This window comes from Marinobacter sp. F4218, from assembly GCF_019443085.1.
GTDB classification, from domain to species: Bacteria; Pseudomonadota; Gammaproteobacteria; order Pseudomonadales; family Oleiphilaceae; genus Marinobacter; species Marinobacter albus.
Genome location: NZ_JAHZIL010000003.1, coordinates 2,378,693 through 2,395,015 on the forward strand (window position 1 = coordinate 2,378,693; position 16,323 = coordinate 2,395,015).

At 60.4% G+C, this 16,323-nt stretch carries 17 protein-coding genes; 6 read left to right on the forward strand and 11 right to left on the reverse strand.

Translation table 11 applies throughout. The features are described from left to right. Positions 1–288 precede the first annotated feature (288 nt). The 3 genes from K0B93_RS14830 (at position 289) to trmB (ending at position 2,954) form a co-directional block, all read left to right on the forward strand. Positions 289–543 (forward strand): accessory factor UbiK family protein, encoded by a 255-nt coding sequence (locus K0B93_RS14830; protein WP_219867928.1) that lies wholly within the window; start codon positions 289–291, stop codon positions 541–543. A gap of 70 nt (positions 544–613) precedes the next feature. Continuing rightward, entirely contained in the window at positions 614–2,146 is a 1,533-nt protein-coding gene (locus tag K0B93_RS14835) for a YifB family Mg chelatase-like AAA ATPase (protein WP_219867929.1), read from the forward strand. A 73-nt stretch (positions 2,147–2,219) separates the two neighbouring features. After that, positions 2,220–2,954 carry a tRNA (guanosine(46)-N7)-methyltransferase TrmB gene (trmB, locus tag K0B93_RS14840; RefSeq protein WP_219867930.1) on the forward strand — a complete coding sequence of 245 codons (735 nt, stop codon included), beginning with the start codon at positions 2,220–2,222 and terminating at the stop codon, positions 2,952–2,954. 19 nt (positions 2,955–2,973) lie between these two features. On the opposite strand, the gene K0B93_RS14845 is transcribed toward trmB, so the two are convergent. The 10 genes from K0B93_RS14845 to K0B93_RS14890 form a co-directional block, all read right to left on the reverse strand. Next, positions 2,974–3,507 (reverse strand): hypothetical protein, encoded by a 534-nt coding sequence (locus K0B93_RS14845; RefSeq protein WP_219867931.1) that lies wholly within the window; start codon positions 3,505–3,507, stop codon positions 2,974–2,976. Continuing rightward, on the reverse strand, positions 3,507–4,637 hold the full coding sequence (gene hemW / locus K0B93_RS14850) for a radical SAM family heme chaperone HemW (protein WP_219868147.1): 1,131 nt from the start codon (positions 4,635–4,637) through the stop codon (positions 3,507–3,509). Before hemW ends, K0B93_RS14845 begins: the two co-directional genes overlap by 1 nt. Positions 4,638–4,659: 22 nt before the next feature. Next, a complete protein-coding gene (rdgB, locus tag K0B93_RS14855) occupies positions 4,660–5,271 on the reverse strand; it encodes an RdgB/HAM1 family non-canonical purine NTP pyrophosphatase (RefSeq protein ID WP_219867932.1) in 612 nt (203 codons plus the stop codon). A 7-nt stretch (positions 5,272–5,278) separates the two neighbouring features. Next, positions 5,279–5,740 (reverse strand): DUF4426 domain-containing protein, encoded by a 462-nt coding sequence (locus K0B93_RS14860; protein ID WP_219867933.1) that lies wholly within the window; start codon positions 5,738–5,740, stop codon positions 5,279–5,281. Then, on the reverse strand, positions 5,737–6,342 hold the full coding sequence (gene metW, locus K0B93_RS14865; RefSeq protein ID WP_219867934.1) for a methionine biosynthesis protein MetW: 606 nt from the start codon (positions 6,340–6,342) through the stop codon (positions 5,737–5,739). The genes K0B93_RS14860 and metW overlap by 4 nt, the downstream gene beginning before the upstream one ends. Beyond that, positions 6,339–7,487 carry a homoserine O-succinyltransferase MetX gene (gene metX, locus K0B93_RS14870; RefSeq protein WP_219867935.1) on the reverse strand — a complete coding sequence of 383 codons (1,149 nt, stop codon included), beginning with the start codon at positions 7,485–7,487 and terminating at the stop codon, positions 6,339–6,341. The genes metW and metX overlap by 4 nt, the downstream gene beginning before the upstream one ends. Positions 7,488–7,612: 125 nt before the next feature. Continuing rightward, complete coding sequence (locus K0B93_RS14875; protein WP_219867936.1) at positions 7,613–9,577, reverse strand: dynamin family protein; 1,965 nt, start codon at positions 9,575–9,577, stop codon at positions 7,613–7,615. Positions 9,578–9,815: 238 nt separating this feature from the next. Further along, on the reverse strand, positions 9,816–10,400 hold the full coding sequence (locus tag K0B93_RS14880; protein WP_219867937.1) for a YggT family protein: 585 nt from the start codon (positions 10,398–10,400) through the stop codon (positions 9,816–9,818). A gap of 22 nt (positions 10,401–10,422) precedes the next feature. Beyond that, complete coding sequence (proC, locus tag K0B93_RS14885; RefSeq protein ID WP_219867938.1) at positions 10,423–11,256, reverse strand: pyrroline-5-carboxylate reductase; 834 nt, start codon at positions 11,254–11,256, stop codon at positions 10,423–10,425. Positions 11,257–11,318: 62 nt separating this feature from the next. Then, positions 11,319–12,023 (reverse strand): YggS family pyridoxal phosphate-dependent enzyme, encoded by a 705-nt coding sequence (locus K0B93_RS14890; protein ID WP_219867939.1) that lies wholly within the window; start codon positions 12,021–12,023, stop codon positions 11,319–11,321. Positions 12,024–12,164: 141 nt separating this feature from the next. Here K0B93_RS14890 and K0B93_RS14895 point away from each other — a divergent pair, with 141 nt between their 5' ends. The 3 genes from K0B93_RS14895 (at position 12,165) to K0B93_RS14905 (ending at position 15,837) form a co-directional block, all read left to right on the forward strand. After that, on the forward strand, positions 12,165–13,199 hold the full coding sequence (locus tag K0B93_RS14895; protein WP_219867940.1) for a type IV pilus twitching motility protein PilT: 1,035 nt from the start codon (positions 12,165–12,167) through the stop codon (positions 13,197–13,199). 41 nt (positions 13,200–13,240) lie between these two features. After that, entirely contained in the window at positions 13,241–14,362 is a 1,122-nt protein-coding gene (locus K0B93_RS14900; RefSeq protein ID WP_219867941.1) for a PilT/PilU family type 4a pilus ATPase, read from the forward strand. Positions 14,363–14,463: 101 nt separating this feature from the next. Then, a complete protein-coding gene (locus K0B93_RS14905) occupies positions 14,464–15,837 on the forward strand; it encodes an OmpP1/FadL family transporter (RefSeq protein ID WP_416383215.1) in 1,374 nt (457 codons plus the stop codon). A gap of 31 nt (positions 15,838–15,868) precedes the next feature. Here K0B93_RS14905 and K0B93_RS14910 read toward each other — a convergent pair whose 3' ends face one another. Next, the gene (locus K0B93_RS14910) at positions 15,869–16,243 is read right to left on the reverse strand and encodes a hypothetical protein (RefSeq protein ID WP_219867943.1); all 375 of its coding nucleotides are present in this window, start codon (positions 16,241–16,243) and stop codon (positions 15,869–15,871) included. Positions 16,244–16,323 lie beyond the last annotated feature (80 nt).

Genomic DNA, 16,323 nt, shown 5'->3' on the forward strand with positions numbered 1-16,323 from the left:
TTGCGTGCGAGACCTGTAGCATCGTATGTGCCAACGCAAAAAAAACATTAAATAACAGTGCGTTACCTAATGTCTGTCCCAGTTTGGAGCAAAAGCGTGCACCAAAAATGGGCGCTGTACCCCGGAATGAGCCAAATTAGAGCGGGCTCTGTCGGAGCGTCGTCGGGCATTATACCGTCGACCGGATACAGTATGGCAGGGGCTGCGGTGTGATACACTCCCGCGAAGCGGTTACAGGCCCTGTCCTTTGGTCTGGATCGTCCATTATTTGAACCAGCGAGGTGATGCGTGAAAGGTCCGCAGGATTTTTTCTCCCAGTTGCAGGGCCAGTTTGGCCAGTTCGTTCCCGATATGGCCCGTGCTGCCCGGGAAGACTTTGAGGCTCAGGCGCGGGCCACCGTGATGGCCGTGCTGTCTCGCCTGGAACTGGTTACCCGGGAAGAGTTTGATGCCCAACAGGCCGTGTTGATGAAGACCCGTGAGAAGGTCGAGGCCCTTGAACGCCGGGTTACTGATCTCGAGCAGAAACTGCAGGACCAATAACCTGTAGTGGGCCGGCAGGATGCCGCGCCCGACTATCTCACCTGCTGCCAACAGACCATGGAAGGTTGTCATGCTTGCTATTGTTCATTCCCGCGCCAGTATTGGCGTATCCGCTCCCGCGGTGACCGTCGAAGTCCATCTCTCGGGTGGCCTGCCCGCACTCTCCATCGTCGGTCTGCCGGAAACCGGTGTCAGGGAAAGCAAGGACCGGGTTCGCAGTGCCCTGCTCAATGCCGGTTTTGAGTTTCCTGCCCGTCGGATCACCATCAATCTGGCGCCCGCCGACCTGCCTAAAGAGGGTGGTCGATTCGATTTGCCCATTGCGCTTGGCATTCTGACCGCCTCTGGCCAGCTTCCTCCCGACAGCCTCAGTACGCTGGAATTTGTCGGAGAATTGTCCCTTGATGGTGCACTCCGTCCTCTGAAAGGCATTCTTCCCGCAGTGCTCGCAGCCCGCGGCGATGGTCGTGTTCTGCTGGTGCCCCAGGCCAACGCCGAGGAAGCCGCACTGGCCAGCCAGGAGGATGTTCTGGCGGCGGGGCACCTACTGACCGTGTGTGAGCATCTCTCAGCCCGCGCAAGACTGATCCCGATTGGGAGGGCATCAGCGCGGCTCAATTCGGCGGGGGCCGGGGACGTGCCGGACCTGTCCGATGTTCGCGGCCAGGCCGTTCCCCGGCGAGCCCTGGAAGTGGCCGCGGCCGGAAACCACAATCTGCTGTTCTTCGGGCCGCCCGGCACCGGCAAGAGCATGCTGGCCAGTCGCCTGCCGGGGATTCTGCCGGCCCTGAGCGATGAAGCCGCCATGGAGGTCGCCAGTGTGCATTCGGTTGCGGGCCTGGTGTCAGGGACCGAAGGATGGCGCAGGCCTCCGTTTCGCGCGCCCCACCATACCGCGTCCGCCGTGGCGATGGTTGGTGGTGGCAGCAGTCCCCGGCCAGGGGAGATCTCCCTCGCCCATCGCGGCGTACTTTTCCTCGACGAGTTACCGGAGTTCGAACGCCGGGTGCTTGAGGTGCTGCGAGAACCCATGGAAACCGGGGAAATTGCCATCAGCCGGGCGGCACGGCAGGTTCGTTTCCCCGCCTCTTTCCAGGTGGTGGGAGCGATGAACCCTTGCCCGTGCGGATTCAGCGGGCACCCCACTGTTGAGTGCCAGTGCACACCTCAGCAGGTTCTGCGCTACCGATCGAAAATTTCCGGACCGCTTCTGGACCGGTTCGATTTACACGTCGAGGTGCCGGTTCAGAGCGGCGATCTCCTGATGCGACCGGGCGGGGAGGGGGAATCCAGTGCGGTGATTGTCGCCCGGGTTGCTGAGGCTCGATCGCGTCAGGCTGCCCGCGGGCATCTGAATTCGGCTTTGTCAGGCCGGGTTCTGCACGAGGCCTGTCGGCTGGATGGGCCGGGTGAGCGCCTGTTGTCTGGCGCGATGGAGAAGCTGGGGCTTTCGGCGCGAGCGCTGCACCGCATTCTCAGGGTGGCCCGGACCCTCGCGGACCTTGAAGGTTGTGACGCGCTGGCCCAGGCGCATCTCGTCGAAGCGCTGGGGTATCGCCAGCTTGACCGCCGGCAGGGGCAGAACTCGCTGGTGTCCTCTTGAGTCCGTTGTCTCTGGTAAACTGTCGCCAACAATCCGTTTAATCAGACCCGCAATTCGCGGTTGAGGATTTCAGATGACCGACCAGAATGACCCACAAGAGCCGAAAGACGCGGTCGCCGATTCGCCGATCACAATGCGTCGAGGGGTGCGCAGCTTTGTCCTGCGCCAGGGCCGGATGACCGAGGGCCAGAAGAAAGCGTATGAGCGCAGCTGGCCTAAATACGGCCTGACCCGAGAGGATGGCATGATCGATCCGCGTCAGGTGTTCGGGCGTGATGCCATGCTCAATCTGGAGATCGGGTTTGGCATGGGCAAGTCCCTGGCCGATATGGCCGAGGCTGCGCCTGAGCAGGATTTCATCGGCGTCGAGGTTCACCTACCCGGGGTAGGTGCGCTGCTGAAGGAAGTGGAAGATCGAGGTCTGGAGAATGTCCGGATTTACAACATTGACGCCAATGACGTCATCGATCTGTATTTGCCGGATGCCTGTCTTGATCGGGTCATGGTGTTTTTCCCGGACCCCTGGCACAAGAAAAAGCACCACAAGCGCCGGCTGATCCAGCCGGAGTTTGTTCAGCGGCTTCGTCACAAGTTGCGGGTGGGTGGCATTCTGCACCTGGCGACGGACTGGGAGAACTACTCCGAGCACATGATGGAGGTGATGAGCGAGTCGGAAGGCTTTGCCAATACCCAGGCCGTGGGTGAGTTTTCACCGCGGCCAGACGATCGCCCGATCACCAAGTTCGAGAAACGCGGGGAAGGACTCGGACACGGGGTACGGGACCTGCTGTTCTATCGCACCAACTGACCGGTGAGGGGTTACTCCGTCATCCGTGGGCCAGCGGATGGCGGCGGGCGGCCCGGATAATCACCAGGCCGGCGATCCCGAGGGTAAGGCCGGTGAACTTGACCAGCGCACAGATCGTAGCGGACAGGCTGATCACGTCGGTGGGCGGGTTGAAATTGTTCAGCAGGAGAATGTTTTCGGTGGCATCGCTCAGTCCGGCAGCCAGAAACAGGGCGCGGATCCAACGAGCGACCATGCGTTCGCGGACGCCGGGGCGGTCTCGCATCAAGTGCCGGGTGAGCTGAACGAGCGCAAGGACGTAGGCGGGGATAAACAGAAAATCCAGCCACAGTGACATCTGTGCCCAGACCACACCTTCCGGCCGCCAGCTGCGAACAATCGCATGGGCCTGCTCAGCCGTGCCGGCCATCTGGAAGCTGACAATGCCCTGGGGAGCGGAACCGGTCTGCAGGGGTTGATTGACCAACAACAGGGTGCCAAGCAACACCAGCACCGCAATCAGGGATGCCTTCAGTCCTCTCGGCAGTGCTGCAAGTTCTTTTGCCCAGTCCATTACAGAAAACGCTCCAACAGGGTGTTCAGGTATCGCTGGCCCAGATCGGTGGCCTGGATGCGATGCCCTTCCAGCAGCTTCTCACCACGCAGCTGTTTAAGTTTTACCGCAACTGAGGCCAGCGGTAAACCGGTATGCTCGGTAAACAGTCCTTCATCGACGCCGTCGGTCAGGCGCAGGGCATTCATCAGGAACTCCAGTGGCAGGTCTTCGGGCGCAATGCTCTCCGCCCCTGCCGTTCGGCTGCCGATCCGGTTCAGGTAGGCGTCGGGCTGCCGGGTCTTCCAGTAGCGGCGAATGCTGCCGTCGGTCAGGCTGATTTTGCCGTGGGCGCCGGCTCCAAGGGCCAGGTAATCCCCGAAAGTCCAATAGTTGAGGTTGTGGCGCGAGGCCATGCCCGGCTGGCTCCAGGCCGACACTTCGTAATCACGTAGTCCCCGCTGTCTGAGGTAGTCCGCTCCGCGACGGTAGATCTCCCAGAGCCTGTCGTCATCGGGCAGGTCGGGAGGGCGGCTGTAGAACTCGGTGTTCGGTTCCAGCGTCAACTGATACCAGGACAGATGCGGAGGGTTATGACTGAGTGCGGCTTCCAGGTCCGCAATGGCATCCTCCGGTGTTTGATTGGGCAAACCATGCATCAGATCAACGTTGAAGTTGGTAAAGCCGGCCTGAAGGGCCGCCTCAATTGCCCGGTGGGCGGCGTTGTTGTCGTGGATGCGACCGAGGGTGGTCAGGTGCGCCGGGTTAAAGCTCTGGACGCCGATGGAGAGTCGGTTGATCCCTGCCGCCCGGAACGCCTCGAATCGCCCCTGTTCCAGGGTGCCCGGATTGGCCTCCAGGGTGATTTCGGCATCGGTGGCGAAGTTCAGTCGGCTGCGAAGTTCCCGGAACAGACGCCGATAGAATTCGCCGCTCATCAGCGACGGCGTGCCGCCACCGATGAACACGGTCTGGATTTCCCGGGCGCCTGCAGCGGCCAGATCCTGGTCCAGATCCTCCAGCATCGCCTTGAGGTAACGATCTTCCGGGATCTCGCCCTTGACGGCGTGGGAGTTGAAGTCGCAATAGGGACACTTGCGAACGCACCAGGGTACGTGCAGGTACAGGCTGAGTGGCGGTCGGACCGCCATCGTGGCTGGGGCGGTCACCGGACTAGGCTCCTGCTCTTAGCTGCTGGGCCAATAGCGAGAGGGCCCGCCCGCGGTGACTGATCCGGCTCTTTTCCGCACGGGTCAGTTCGGCGGCGCTGCATTGGTGCTCGGGCACCCAGAACACCGGATCGTATCCAAAACCGCCGTCGCCCCTCGCCTCATTCAGGATCGCCCCTGGCCATCGGCCATGACAAACGATTGGCGTCGGATCATCGGCGTGGCGCAGGAACACGAGCACGCAATGGAATTGCGCCGTTCGGCGCGGTTCCGGGGCATCAGCCATAGCTGCCAGCAGCGCCTTTACGTTCTCCTCGTCGCTGGCATTGGCGCCGGCGTATCGGGCTGAGCGCACGCCAGGCTCCCCGCCCAGGCAGTCGACGGACAGGCCACTGTCGTCTGCCAGTGCCGGCAAGCCGGTTTCACGGGCGGCGTGACGGGCCTTGAGAATGGCGTTCTCCACGAACGTCACCGCCGGCTCTTCCGCCTCGCCGACCCCGAGTTCCCCCTGGGCGATGGGCGTCAGGCCCAGCGGCGCCAGCAGGTCCGCCAGTTCTGCGATCTTGCCTTTGTTGTTGCTGGCGATCACCAGCTTGTCTGCGGTTGGCTCTGGCATCGGTAATTCAGTCACTAAACAGTGTGTGGGCAAACCGTACCGGCAGGTCCCGGGTGGCCCCGGTCGGGCGCGCGGTGATGTTGAAGGTCATCAGTTCGCCGGAGCTGTACTGATATTCCGCGATAAAGTAGACCGCATCACCTTCCTGGATCCGCCGGAACGCCAGGAACCGCACCTGCTGGACGTCATTGGTGACCTTGCCTTCAACCTGACCACTGACTGGGGATAGAGTTCCATCGTCATTCTCTTTCATGATGGAAATGTTCACGATGCCAATGCCTTTGCTTCGCTGCAGGTCATTGGCCCGGGCAACTTCCGGCGCTATGAACGTGCTGGGCAGTACGCTCCAGTGCACCTGGTAGTCCCCGAAATCGGTGTTTCCGGCCGCCTGGGCGTGGATTGAGAATCCAGGCCAGAGCAGTGCGAACAGGGCAAACTGGATGAGGGTTCGACGCCTTGCGGTGATCATTGCTCGTTCTCCCGTGTGATGCGGTAAATGGCAATTTCCCCCAACAGGTTGGGCCACAGTCGGGCCAGCCAGCTGTTCTGGTGCTGGCCATCAACCACCCGTCGGCTCTTGATGCGAATGCCTTTCTGGCGGCACAGGGCTTCAAAATCCTTGAAGGTGCACAACCGGATGTTGGGGGTGTTATACCATTTATACGGTAGTGCTTCGGATTCGGGCATGCGACCGCTGAGTGCCAGTCCCCAGCGCAGTCGCCAGTGGGCAAAGTTGGGGAAGGTGACGATGCCTTCGCGGCCTACCCGCAACATTTCATCCAGCACCTTGTCCGGCCGGCGCACGGCCTGGAGGGCCTGGGTCATCAGGACGGTGTCAAAGCTGGCATCATCAAAATTGCCGAGTCCCTGGGTGTCGATGTTCTGCTCGATCACCGCCACGCCCCGGCCCATGCACGTGGTTATGTGTTCCGGGTTGATCTCCAGGCCAAAACCACTGGCGCCGCGTTCCCGCTGCAGGTAGTCGAGCAGGGTGCCGTCGCCGCAGCCCAGATCGAGCACATGATGCCCGGGCTTGATCCACTGCTGGATAATTTCGAGGTCCGGTCTCATGCGCCTACCTCCCGTGCAACGCGATCCATATAGGCGGTGAAGACATCGGTATACCTGGGGGTTGGAATCAGGAAGGCGTCATGGCCCCAGGGCGCGTCAATCTCGGAATAACTGACTTTCCGGCGGGCGGCGATCATGGCATTGACCATTTCCTCGGACCGACCCGGGTTGAAACGCCAGTCGGTGCTGAAGGACAGCACTAGAAACTCGCATTTGGTGCCGGCCAGGGCCCGGGATAGATCGCCGCCGTAATCGTAGGCCGGGTCAAAGTAATCCAGCGCCCGGGTCATCAGCAGATAGGTATTGGCGTCGAAGGTCTCGGAAAAGCGCTCGCCCTGGTATCGCAAGTAGCTTTCCACCTGGAACTCGGCGTCGTAGCCAAACTTGTAGGCCTGGTCCCGCAGTTCGCGACCGAATTTTTCGCCCATGGAGGCGTCGGACAGGTAGGTGATGTGCCCCACCATCCTGGCCAGCATCAGGCCGCGCCGGGGCACGACATCGAAATCGTAGTAGCGCCCGCCGTGAAATTCCCGGTCCGAGGTGATCGCCTGTCGGGCGACCTCGTTGAATGCGATGTTCTGGGCCGTCAGTCTGGGTGTGGACGCAATCACCACCGAGTGTTTGAGTCGGTCCGGATAATCCAGGCTCCACTGCAACGCCTGCATGCCGCCCAGAGACCCGCCGACAACGGCGGCCCAGCACTGGATACCCAGCCGGTCGGCAAGCAGGGCCTGGCTCTTTACCCAATCGCCGACGGTAATGACTGGAAAATCCGGGCCATAGGGCTTGCCCGTGGCCGGATTGTTGCTGCTGGGCCCGGTACTGCCGTGACAGCCGCCCAGGTTGTTCAGGCTCACCACAAAGAACCGGTTGGTGTCGATGGGCTTGCCGGGGCCAATGCAACTGTCCCACCAGCCGGGCTTGCGCTCGTCCATGGCATGGTAGCCGGCGGCGTGGTGATGCCCGCTCAGAGCATGGCAGATCAGGACGGCGTTGGTGGCGTCCGCGTTCAGTTCGCCGTAGGTCTCAACAACCAGGTCGTAGCTGTCCAGCGCCTGACCGCAGGCCAGATCTATGGGCGTATCAAAATGATAAATCTGCGGGGAAACAATCCCGACAGAATCCGCAGGGAGGGAATCGGGCATTGGCGCGACAGGTTCCTGGTTCGATCCGTAAGTGTCTGGAACAGCAATGACAAAGTCATTGCCAGCCCAGCAGTTTAAAGCCGGGCCGTCATGGCTGCAACCGGAGGCGCTGTGGGCGCCGGGGCTCAGACTGCCCCGGAGATATTGACGACCTTCTGCTGGATCAGGGTCGGCGCCGGTTTCCGGATCTGGCGCTGCATGGTGTCGGCCAGTTCCAGTTGGCGCCGCAGGTCTGAAATGGTGTGGTTCAGTCGTTCCCGCTCGGCCCGACCATCGCGGTCACTGCGAACCATGTCCCGCAAGCGCCGGATCTGGTGCTCCAGGAGCTGCTTCTGTTCCATGGAGTACTGCATGATGGGCAGCAGCGCCTCCTGGGGCCAGCGCTCGGCATCGGCCCGGACCCGGCCATGCAGCGTCCTGGCTTCGCCGACCATGACGTTGAAGAAACGGCGCACCAGCAGCGATTGTTCGGTCAGCAGGTTCTTGGGGCTGATGCGGAAACGCCGGGCTTTCTTGCGCAGTTCGCGAATGGCGATTACGTGCCGGCCCGATCGCAGCGGAATCGGCTCGAGATGACGGGCCCGGGTGTCTTCGTTATAGCGGCGGTAGATGGCGCCTACCATTTTCTCCGCCAGATGCCCTTCGCTCAGCAGGTTGGTCAGGTCGCTTTCCAGCAATTCAAAAAACTGGTCCATGGCACGATTCATTCCGGCGGTGGTCCAGCTTTTCGACATGGAGTGGCGAATCCGGTCGGCATGGCCCTCGAAACGCTCCTCGCTGACCAGGTTTTTCAGCAGCTCACCCTGTGAATTCATCAGGCGGCGGCTGGAACGCAGGGTGATCAGCTTCTTGTAGTAGAAGTCGTAATCCTTCTGGGCTCGGTCGGCCAGTCGGCTCAGGGCTTGCTTGTCCATGGTGACGCCGGAACAGGCCTCAAGCTCTTCCTCCAGGGAATCGAGCCGGGTTTGCATGGCGGCCTGGCTGTTCTGAAGCATGCCCAGGAGGTCATTGATCAGGCTCTGGGTGATCAGCTGTTCTTTGTGCATCAGGATGCGCTGGATAATGAGCTGTTCCAGCCGCCCGATGTTGGAGCGATCAAACAGGTCTTCGTCCTGCCGGACACGGGCCACCAAGCCCTGTTTGGCCGACAGTGGGATGACGTCGTGCTGGCGGATGCCGAGATGATCGGCGGTGTAGGTGCGGACCCGATCAATGGCATCCTGAGTGTGCTTTTCGCCCTGCAGGTCGTCCCAGAGCACGTCGATCTTGTTCAGCACCGCAAAGCGCCCGGCACGGTGATCGGCGTGCTCGGTATCGATGTGCTCTTTCCAGATGGTCATGTCGCTGGCGGTTACGCCGGTATCGGCACTCAGCACAAAGATGACGGCGTGGGCCCGGGGCAGCATGCTGATGGTCAGCTCCGGTTCCGAACCCAGTGCGTTCAAGCCGGGTGTGTCCAGAATCCGCAGGCCCCGCTCAAAGAGTGGGTGGCGAATACTGATCTGGGCATTGCGCCACGCCGGTACCAGAACGTTGCCGGGGTTGTTACGGTCGTGCTCCAGCATGTCCTCGTCGAAGCCGAGGTTTCGGGCCTCGTCGGGGGGGACGCTCTTGACCCGGGCCACCTCGGCCAGAACCTCACGCATGATCTCCGGGTCACGCTCGTCCAGTTCGTGCTTGACCCAGCGTTCCGGTTGCTTGCGCAACTGCTGCAGGGACAGCTCCCCGGTTCGGGTCTCAATGGGCAGTAGCAGCAGGTAGTTCTGATTGGCGTTCCGGTCAAAAAATAGTTCTGTAGGGCACATGGTAGTCCGCCCCGCCTGGGACGGCAGCATGCGCTGGCCATATTCCGAGAAGAACAGGGCGTTGATCAGCTCCGTTTTGCCCCGTGAGTATTCACCCACGAAAGCGATGGTCAGTTCGTCTTCAATCAGCAGCTCAAGGCCGTGGCGGATTCGGGTGCTGACATCGTCGGAAAACAGGTTGTTGTCCTGCAGCCATAACCGGTATCGGCCGATCTGGCGAATCAGCTCTTTTTTCCAGTTGTGGTATGCCTCTACCTGCTGCGACAGAGTTCCCTGTTGTTTCATTGGATCTTCCTTCTGCGCGACTACCGGGTGCTTGGGGCACAATGCTTTCGGGTAACGGATTAATTACCGGTAATACTATCCTGTTAACCGGATCTTTGTGGGCGGGTGCTTTGCAGACTGTCGTTGAAATCGGCAGGAATTACAATAAAAAAGCTGCAAAATCAGAGGGATGACTTTGCAGCTTCGGTATTTTGGATTTCGTCGCGAACTGTTACGAAGTGTATCGGTGAGACGCGGTTTACATTCCGAGGCCGATTGAGCCGAGCCCGGCGGCCATTTTCATGTGCTCAATGACGACCGAAATCACGTTCAGAATCAGGAATACGATGATGGGTGAAAGGTCCAGGCCACCCATGGACGGCATGATATTGCGCACCGGGCGCATGACCGGCTCGGTGATCTGGGCCACCAGCTGAATCGCGGGATGGCCGCTGCCCGGAGCAATCCAGCTCACCACCACGACGGCAATCACCGACCAGAAGTAGATCTTCACGATCAGGTCCAGGACGCTGAGCACCGCCCAAACCAGCAAGGTGACGGGGTTGATGGCGGGAATGCCGCCGTTCAGGGCAATCAGGATCAGGAAAAAGGTGATGGCCTGGATAATGATGGCCAGGACGAGCGAGGCACCATCAATGCCGCCCCAGCCCGGAATGAAACGGCGCAGGGGGCGCAGCAGCGGATTGGTGGCCTTGACCACGAACTGGGAAATAGGATTGTAGAAATCGGCACGGGCCAGCTGCAGCAGGAACCGCAGCAGGACAATGGTCATGTAAAAGGTGGACGCGATGAGCAGGATCGTAATCAGGATTTCTGCCAGCATGAAGCCGTGTCTCCGTTATCGGTTACTGTTTGCCTGCCAGTTCACTGGCCATTTCTTCCGAGCGCCTGAAGGCCGCCTTATACGCTTTGCGGACCAGATCGCGCATGCCGCCTTCTTCAAAGGTGTTGATGGCCTGTTCGGTGGTGCCGCCAGGAGACATGACGTTGCGTTTGAGCTGACCGGGGTCGTCTTCGCTGCGTGCGGCCATTTCCGCGGCCCCGGCCATGGTCTGAATAGCCAGTTCGCGGGCCGTGTCCGGGGCGATGCCCGCTTCGGTGGCCGCCTCTTCCAAGGCTTCAAGCATCAGGAAGAAATAGGCCGGGCCACTGCCGGAGAGGGCTGTGACACCGTGCAGCAGGTTTTCGTCGTCGACCCACAGCGCGGAACCGATGCTCTCGAACACCGACTGGACCATCTTCTTCTGCTCTTCCTCAACCTGGTCGTTGGCGAACAGGCCCGCCGCGCCCTTGCCAACCAGTGACGGGGTGTTGGGCATGACCCGAACCAGGGGGAGGCCGCCGGCCAGCCAACCATCGAGGGTATCTGCTGTCAGTCCGGCCGCGATGGAGACCATCAATGGCCGGGTGTTCTGCACCACGGGAGCGATATCGCGGCAAACGTCCGCCATGACTTGCGGTTTGACCGCAAGGACCACCATGTCTGCCTGCTGGGCGCAGTATCGGTTGTCGGTTGTGACGCTTACGCCGAATTTCTTGCGGATGGACTGCAGGTGGCCATCGTCCGGGGCACTGACCCAGATATCAGCGGCCTTATAGCCGCTGTCCAGCATACCGCCAATGATGGCGCTGGCCATGTTGCCGGCACCAATGAATGAGATGGTTGGTGATGTGCTCAAGGTTCACTCCAACGGTTGATCGGTTAAACGTCCGGACCTGATCATAGCAGGAACGGGCGGTTTCAGCTCTTCGCCGGGCGGGCCCCGAAAACGTCCGTGCCAACCCGCACCCAGGTAGCACCTTCGGCAATGGCCAGCTCCAGATCACCAGACATGCCCATGGAGAGGGTGTCGAGGGGGCCTGCGCCCGGGTGTCTCGCTTTCAGATCCTTCAGCGCCCCAGCGAGTTTGCGGAAGCTGAGGCGCAGATCGGCTTCGGGTTGGTCGGGATCAGGGATTGCCATCAGGCCACGCAGAGACAAATTTGGCAGCTCGCCGATCTCGGAGACCAGGTCGGGCAATTCCTCTAGCCCACATCCCGCCTTGCTGTCTTCTTCGTTTATGTTGACCTGAAGGCAGATATTCAATGGCCCCATGGTCGCGGCTCTCTGTTCGCTGAGCCGGCGGGCTACTTTCAGACGGTCCACGCTGTGTACCCAGGAGAATGCGGCGGCAATCTGGCGGGTCTTGTTTGACTGGATCGGGCCGATGAAGTGCCAGTGGATATCCGGCAGGTCGGCAAGCGCGTCTATCTTGTCGAGGGCTTCCTGAAGGTAGTTTTCCCCGAACGCGGTCTGGCCGGCGGCGATCGCTTCCCGGAGATCTTCGGCCGGACGGGTCTTGCTGACTGCCAACAGGTGCACAGAGCCGGGCTCCCGGCCCGCCTGCAATGTTGCTTTTTGTATGCGTCGGGTTACGCTCCCGATGTTGTCTGCTATGCTGCTCATACTGTGAAATCGCCACGTCCGGTCCGCCACCTGTACGGTGACACGTTACCCACAGGTCACTGAAATGCCAAGTGAACTGCATCGGGGAATCCGCCGGGCCGGCGCTGCCGGAATAAAAGAAAAAGCCTTCCGAGGATTCCTATGGATATTACTGAACTGCTTGCCTTTTCGGCCAAACAGGGTGCGTCTGACTTGCACCTGTCTGCTGGCCTGCCGCCGATGATTCGTGTTGACGGCGATGTCCGTCGGATCAACCTGCCGCCCATGGAGCACAAAGAGGTTCACGGGCTGATCTACGACATCATGAACGACAAGCAGCGTAAGGACTACGAGGAATTCCTGGAAACCGACTTCTCGTTCGAAGTGCCGGGGGTCGCCCGCTTCCGTGTCAACGCCTTCAACCAGAACCGTGGCGCCGGTGCGGTCTTCCGGACCATCCCCTCCAAAGTCCTGACCATGGAAGATCTGGGCATGGGCCAGACCTTCAAGGATATTGCCTCGGTACCCCGTGGCCTCGTGTTGGTGACCGGACCGACCGGTTCCGGTAAGTCCACCACGCTGGCGGCGATGATTGACTACATCAACGACACCCGTTACGAGCATATCCTCACGATCGAGGATCCGATCGAATTCGTGCACGAATCCAAGAAGTGTTTGTTGAACCAGCGGGAAGTGCACCGGGATACCTTGGGCTTTAACGAAGCGCTTCGTTCCGCCCTGCGGGAAGACCCCGACATCATCCTGGTGGGCGAGCTGCGGGACCTGGAGACCATCCGGCTGGCGCTGACTGCGGCCGAAACCGGCCACCTGGTGTTCGGCACCCTGCACACCACCTCGGCCGCCAAGACCATTGACCGGGTCGTCGACGTGTTTCCGGCGGAAGAAAAGTCCATGGTCCGGTCCATGCTGTCCGAGTCGCTGCAGGCGGTTATTTCCCAGACGCTGATGAAGAAAATGGGCGGTGGCCGGATCGCGGCCCACGAGATCATGATCGGTACTGCGGCCATTCGAAACCTGATCCGAGAAGACAAGATCGCCCAGATGTATTCGTCCATCCAGACCGGTGGCTCCCTGGGCATGCAGACCCTGGACCAGTGCCTGGAGCGCCTGCTGCAGAAGGGGCTGATCTCCAGGGATGCGGCACGAGCCAAAGCCAAGATGCCGGACAACTTCTGATCCGCGACTGACAAGAAACAAGAACCGCCACAGGTATTCTCATGGAATTTGAAAAGCTGCTTCGTCTGATGGTTGAAAAAGGGGGCTCGGACCTGTTCATCACGGCAGGAGTTCCGCCCAGCATGAAGGTGAACGGCAAGGTGCTACCGGTCACCAAGAATGCGCTGACTCCGGAACAGACCCGGGAATTCGTCTACGGTGCCATGAACGACAAGCAGCGGGCCGAGTTTGAGGAAAGCCACGAATGCAACTTCGCGATCAGTGCCAGGGGCATCGGCCGTTTCCGGGTGAGCGCCTTCTTCCAGCGGAACCTGTGCGGCATGGTGCTGCGTCGGATCGAGGTGAAGATTCCCCAGATCGATGACCTGTCGTTGCCGGAGGTGGTCAAGGACCTGGCGATGACCAAACGGGGCCTGATCATGTTCGTGGGCGCCACCGGTACCGGCAAGTCAACGTCGCTCGCGGCGATGCTGGGGCATCGGAACCGGAACAGCCGGGGGCATATCATCTCCATCGAAGACCCGATCGAATTCGTCCACCAGCACCAGGGCTGCATCGTTACCCAGCGTGAGGTGGGGATCGATACCGAAAGCTTTGAGGTGGCCCTGAAGAACACCCTGCGTCAGGCGCCCGACGTAATCCTGATCGGCGAGGTCCGGACCCGCCAGACCATGGAGTATTCCGTTCAGTTTGCCGAAACCGGCCACCTGTGCCTGGCGACCCTGCACGCCAACAACGCCAACCAGGCGCTGGACCGGATTATCCAGTTCTTCCCGCCCGAACAGCACAACCAGATCTGGATGGACCTGTCCCTCAACCTCAAGGCGATCGTGGCCCAGCAACTGGTCCCGACACCGGATGGCAAGGGCCGGAAGGCGGTAATCGAGGTCCTGATCAATACGCCTCTGGTGGCCGACATGATCCGCAAGGCCGAGGTGCACAAGCTCAAGGAACTGATGTCCAAATCCACCGAATCGGGCATGCAGACCTTTGATCAGGCACTCTACCGGCTTTACGCGGAAGGTTCGATTACCTATGAAGATGCACTCGCCCACGCCGATTCCGCCAACGATCTGCGTCTGATGATCAAGTTGGGTGCCGATGCCCAGGGAGCGGATCAGTTGTCCTCGACAGTCGACAAGCTGTCGATCCAGGGTGATTAGACAAAAGTCGTAAATTGTTAGTCTCGCGAACCAGTAGGATTGGCATTTGAGGCCATTAGCCCGTGCTGCGTATACTCCGCGCCGAATTAAAAAGGAGATACCTGCACATGAGATCCACACTGCTTGCGCGAGCCGTTCGCCTAACCACTCTGGCCGCCATCACCGGGCCGGCCACGGCGCTGGCTGGCGGTTTTTCCCTGAATGAGCAAAGTGCCAGTGCTATGGGCACGGCGAACGCCGGTGCGGCGGCCAACCCGGAAAATGCCACCACGGTGCTGTTCAATCCGGCTGGCATGAGCCAGCTGTCCGGGACCAATGTCTCGTTTGGTGCCGCAGTACTGGATATTGATGCCGAAGCGAAGCAGGACAGCATTTCCGCAACCCGTGAAAACCCTGCAGTTCCGGTGCGGCCTGCCACCAACGGTGGCGATATTTCCGACCCTGCGGTCCTGCCCAACTTTTACCTGAGCCACGAAGTCAGTGACGAGATCGACGTCGGCTTCGGTATTCACGCGCCCTACGGATTGGCCGCCGATTACGACGACGATTTCGCCGGTCGCTTCTTTGCCGACAAGACCGAGCTGACGGCCATTGCCTTTACACCTTCCGTCTCAGTCAGCAACGGCCAGGGACTGTCTATGGGCGCGGGCCTCAACCTGATCTACGCCGAGGGCCGTCTTACCCGTTATCAGGATCTGAGCTCGACAGCCGGACCGGCTGCGCTTGCCCTGCCCGAGCCCTACGCCGACATCGAAGGCGATGATGTGGCTGTTACCTTCCGGGTGGGTTTCCTCTATGAGCTCTCGAATCGGACTCAGTTCGGCCTGACAGCCCAGACCGGAACCGAGCTGGAACTCAAGGGGGATGCGGAAATCAGTAATGTGCCGGTACCGCCGACCTTCACTGACACTACAACCCTGAATGAAAAGGTGACCGTGCCGTTGGCGATTCCCGAGAGCGTGACCTTTGGCGCCCGGCACCAGCTGACCGACGAGGTCACGGTTCTGGCAGGGGCGACCTACGCCAGGTGGGGGCGTTTCGAGGAGCTGGATATCATCAGCCGGGATCCGAACGGAGAGATTGCTGGCGTCCCGGGAGCCTACATCACCCACATTACCGAGAAGTGGAAGAACACCTGGCAGTTCAACCTTGGCGGAATCTGGCAGGCGACCCCGGCATGGGCGTTCAAGGCAGGCTACGCCTGGGACGAGTCACCCGTTGACCAGTTCGTTACCGCCCGCATTCCCTCGGAAGACCGGCACTGGCTGACCCTGGGTGCCCAGTGGAAGGATGTCCAAAGTGGTTGGGCGGTCGATGCGGCGATTGGTACACTGATTTTTGCCGATGACGCGGAAGTCGATGACCGGTACTACACGCACCAGAACCCGACCCGGCCGAGCTCGGTCGCCAATTATCAGGGCGCTTACGAGTTGAGTGCCTGGAGTGCGTCAGTGCAGGTCAGCAAGGCCTTCTAATCATGATGCATGGCTGATCAGCGTCTGCTGATCAGCCGATGACCTGGCCGCGGTAGATGACCTTCTTCTTCCGTGCCTGGTCCGCTTCTGTATCCGCTTCGCTTGCCTCTACTGCAGGCCTGTTGTCCTCAGCGATTTCCTGGCCCCGATACATCCGTTTCGGCGCTTCTGCATCGTCAATTGCCACACACAGTTGCGGCACCTTTTCCTGCAATGCCTCCCAGGTACGGGTCAGGTGACTGGAGCGCGTTTTGCTCGCGTATTCCGCCAGCTGTTGTTCCAGATGTTCTTCTGTGAGGTGCAATTTGACGCCGAATTCGGAGCGAATCAGGCGGCGGCACTGGTGAACCAGCTTGAGCAGGCCCGGATCCAGCAGCCAGCTTCGTTCAGATGCCATAGATGTCATGGTTACGACCTCGGACTGGATGTGTCACGAATGGCGCTGCCTGGTTTCAGTGGGACGGGCGAACGCCGACACTGAAAAAT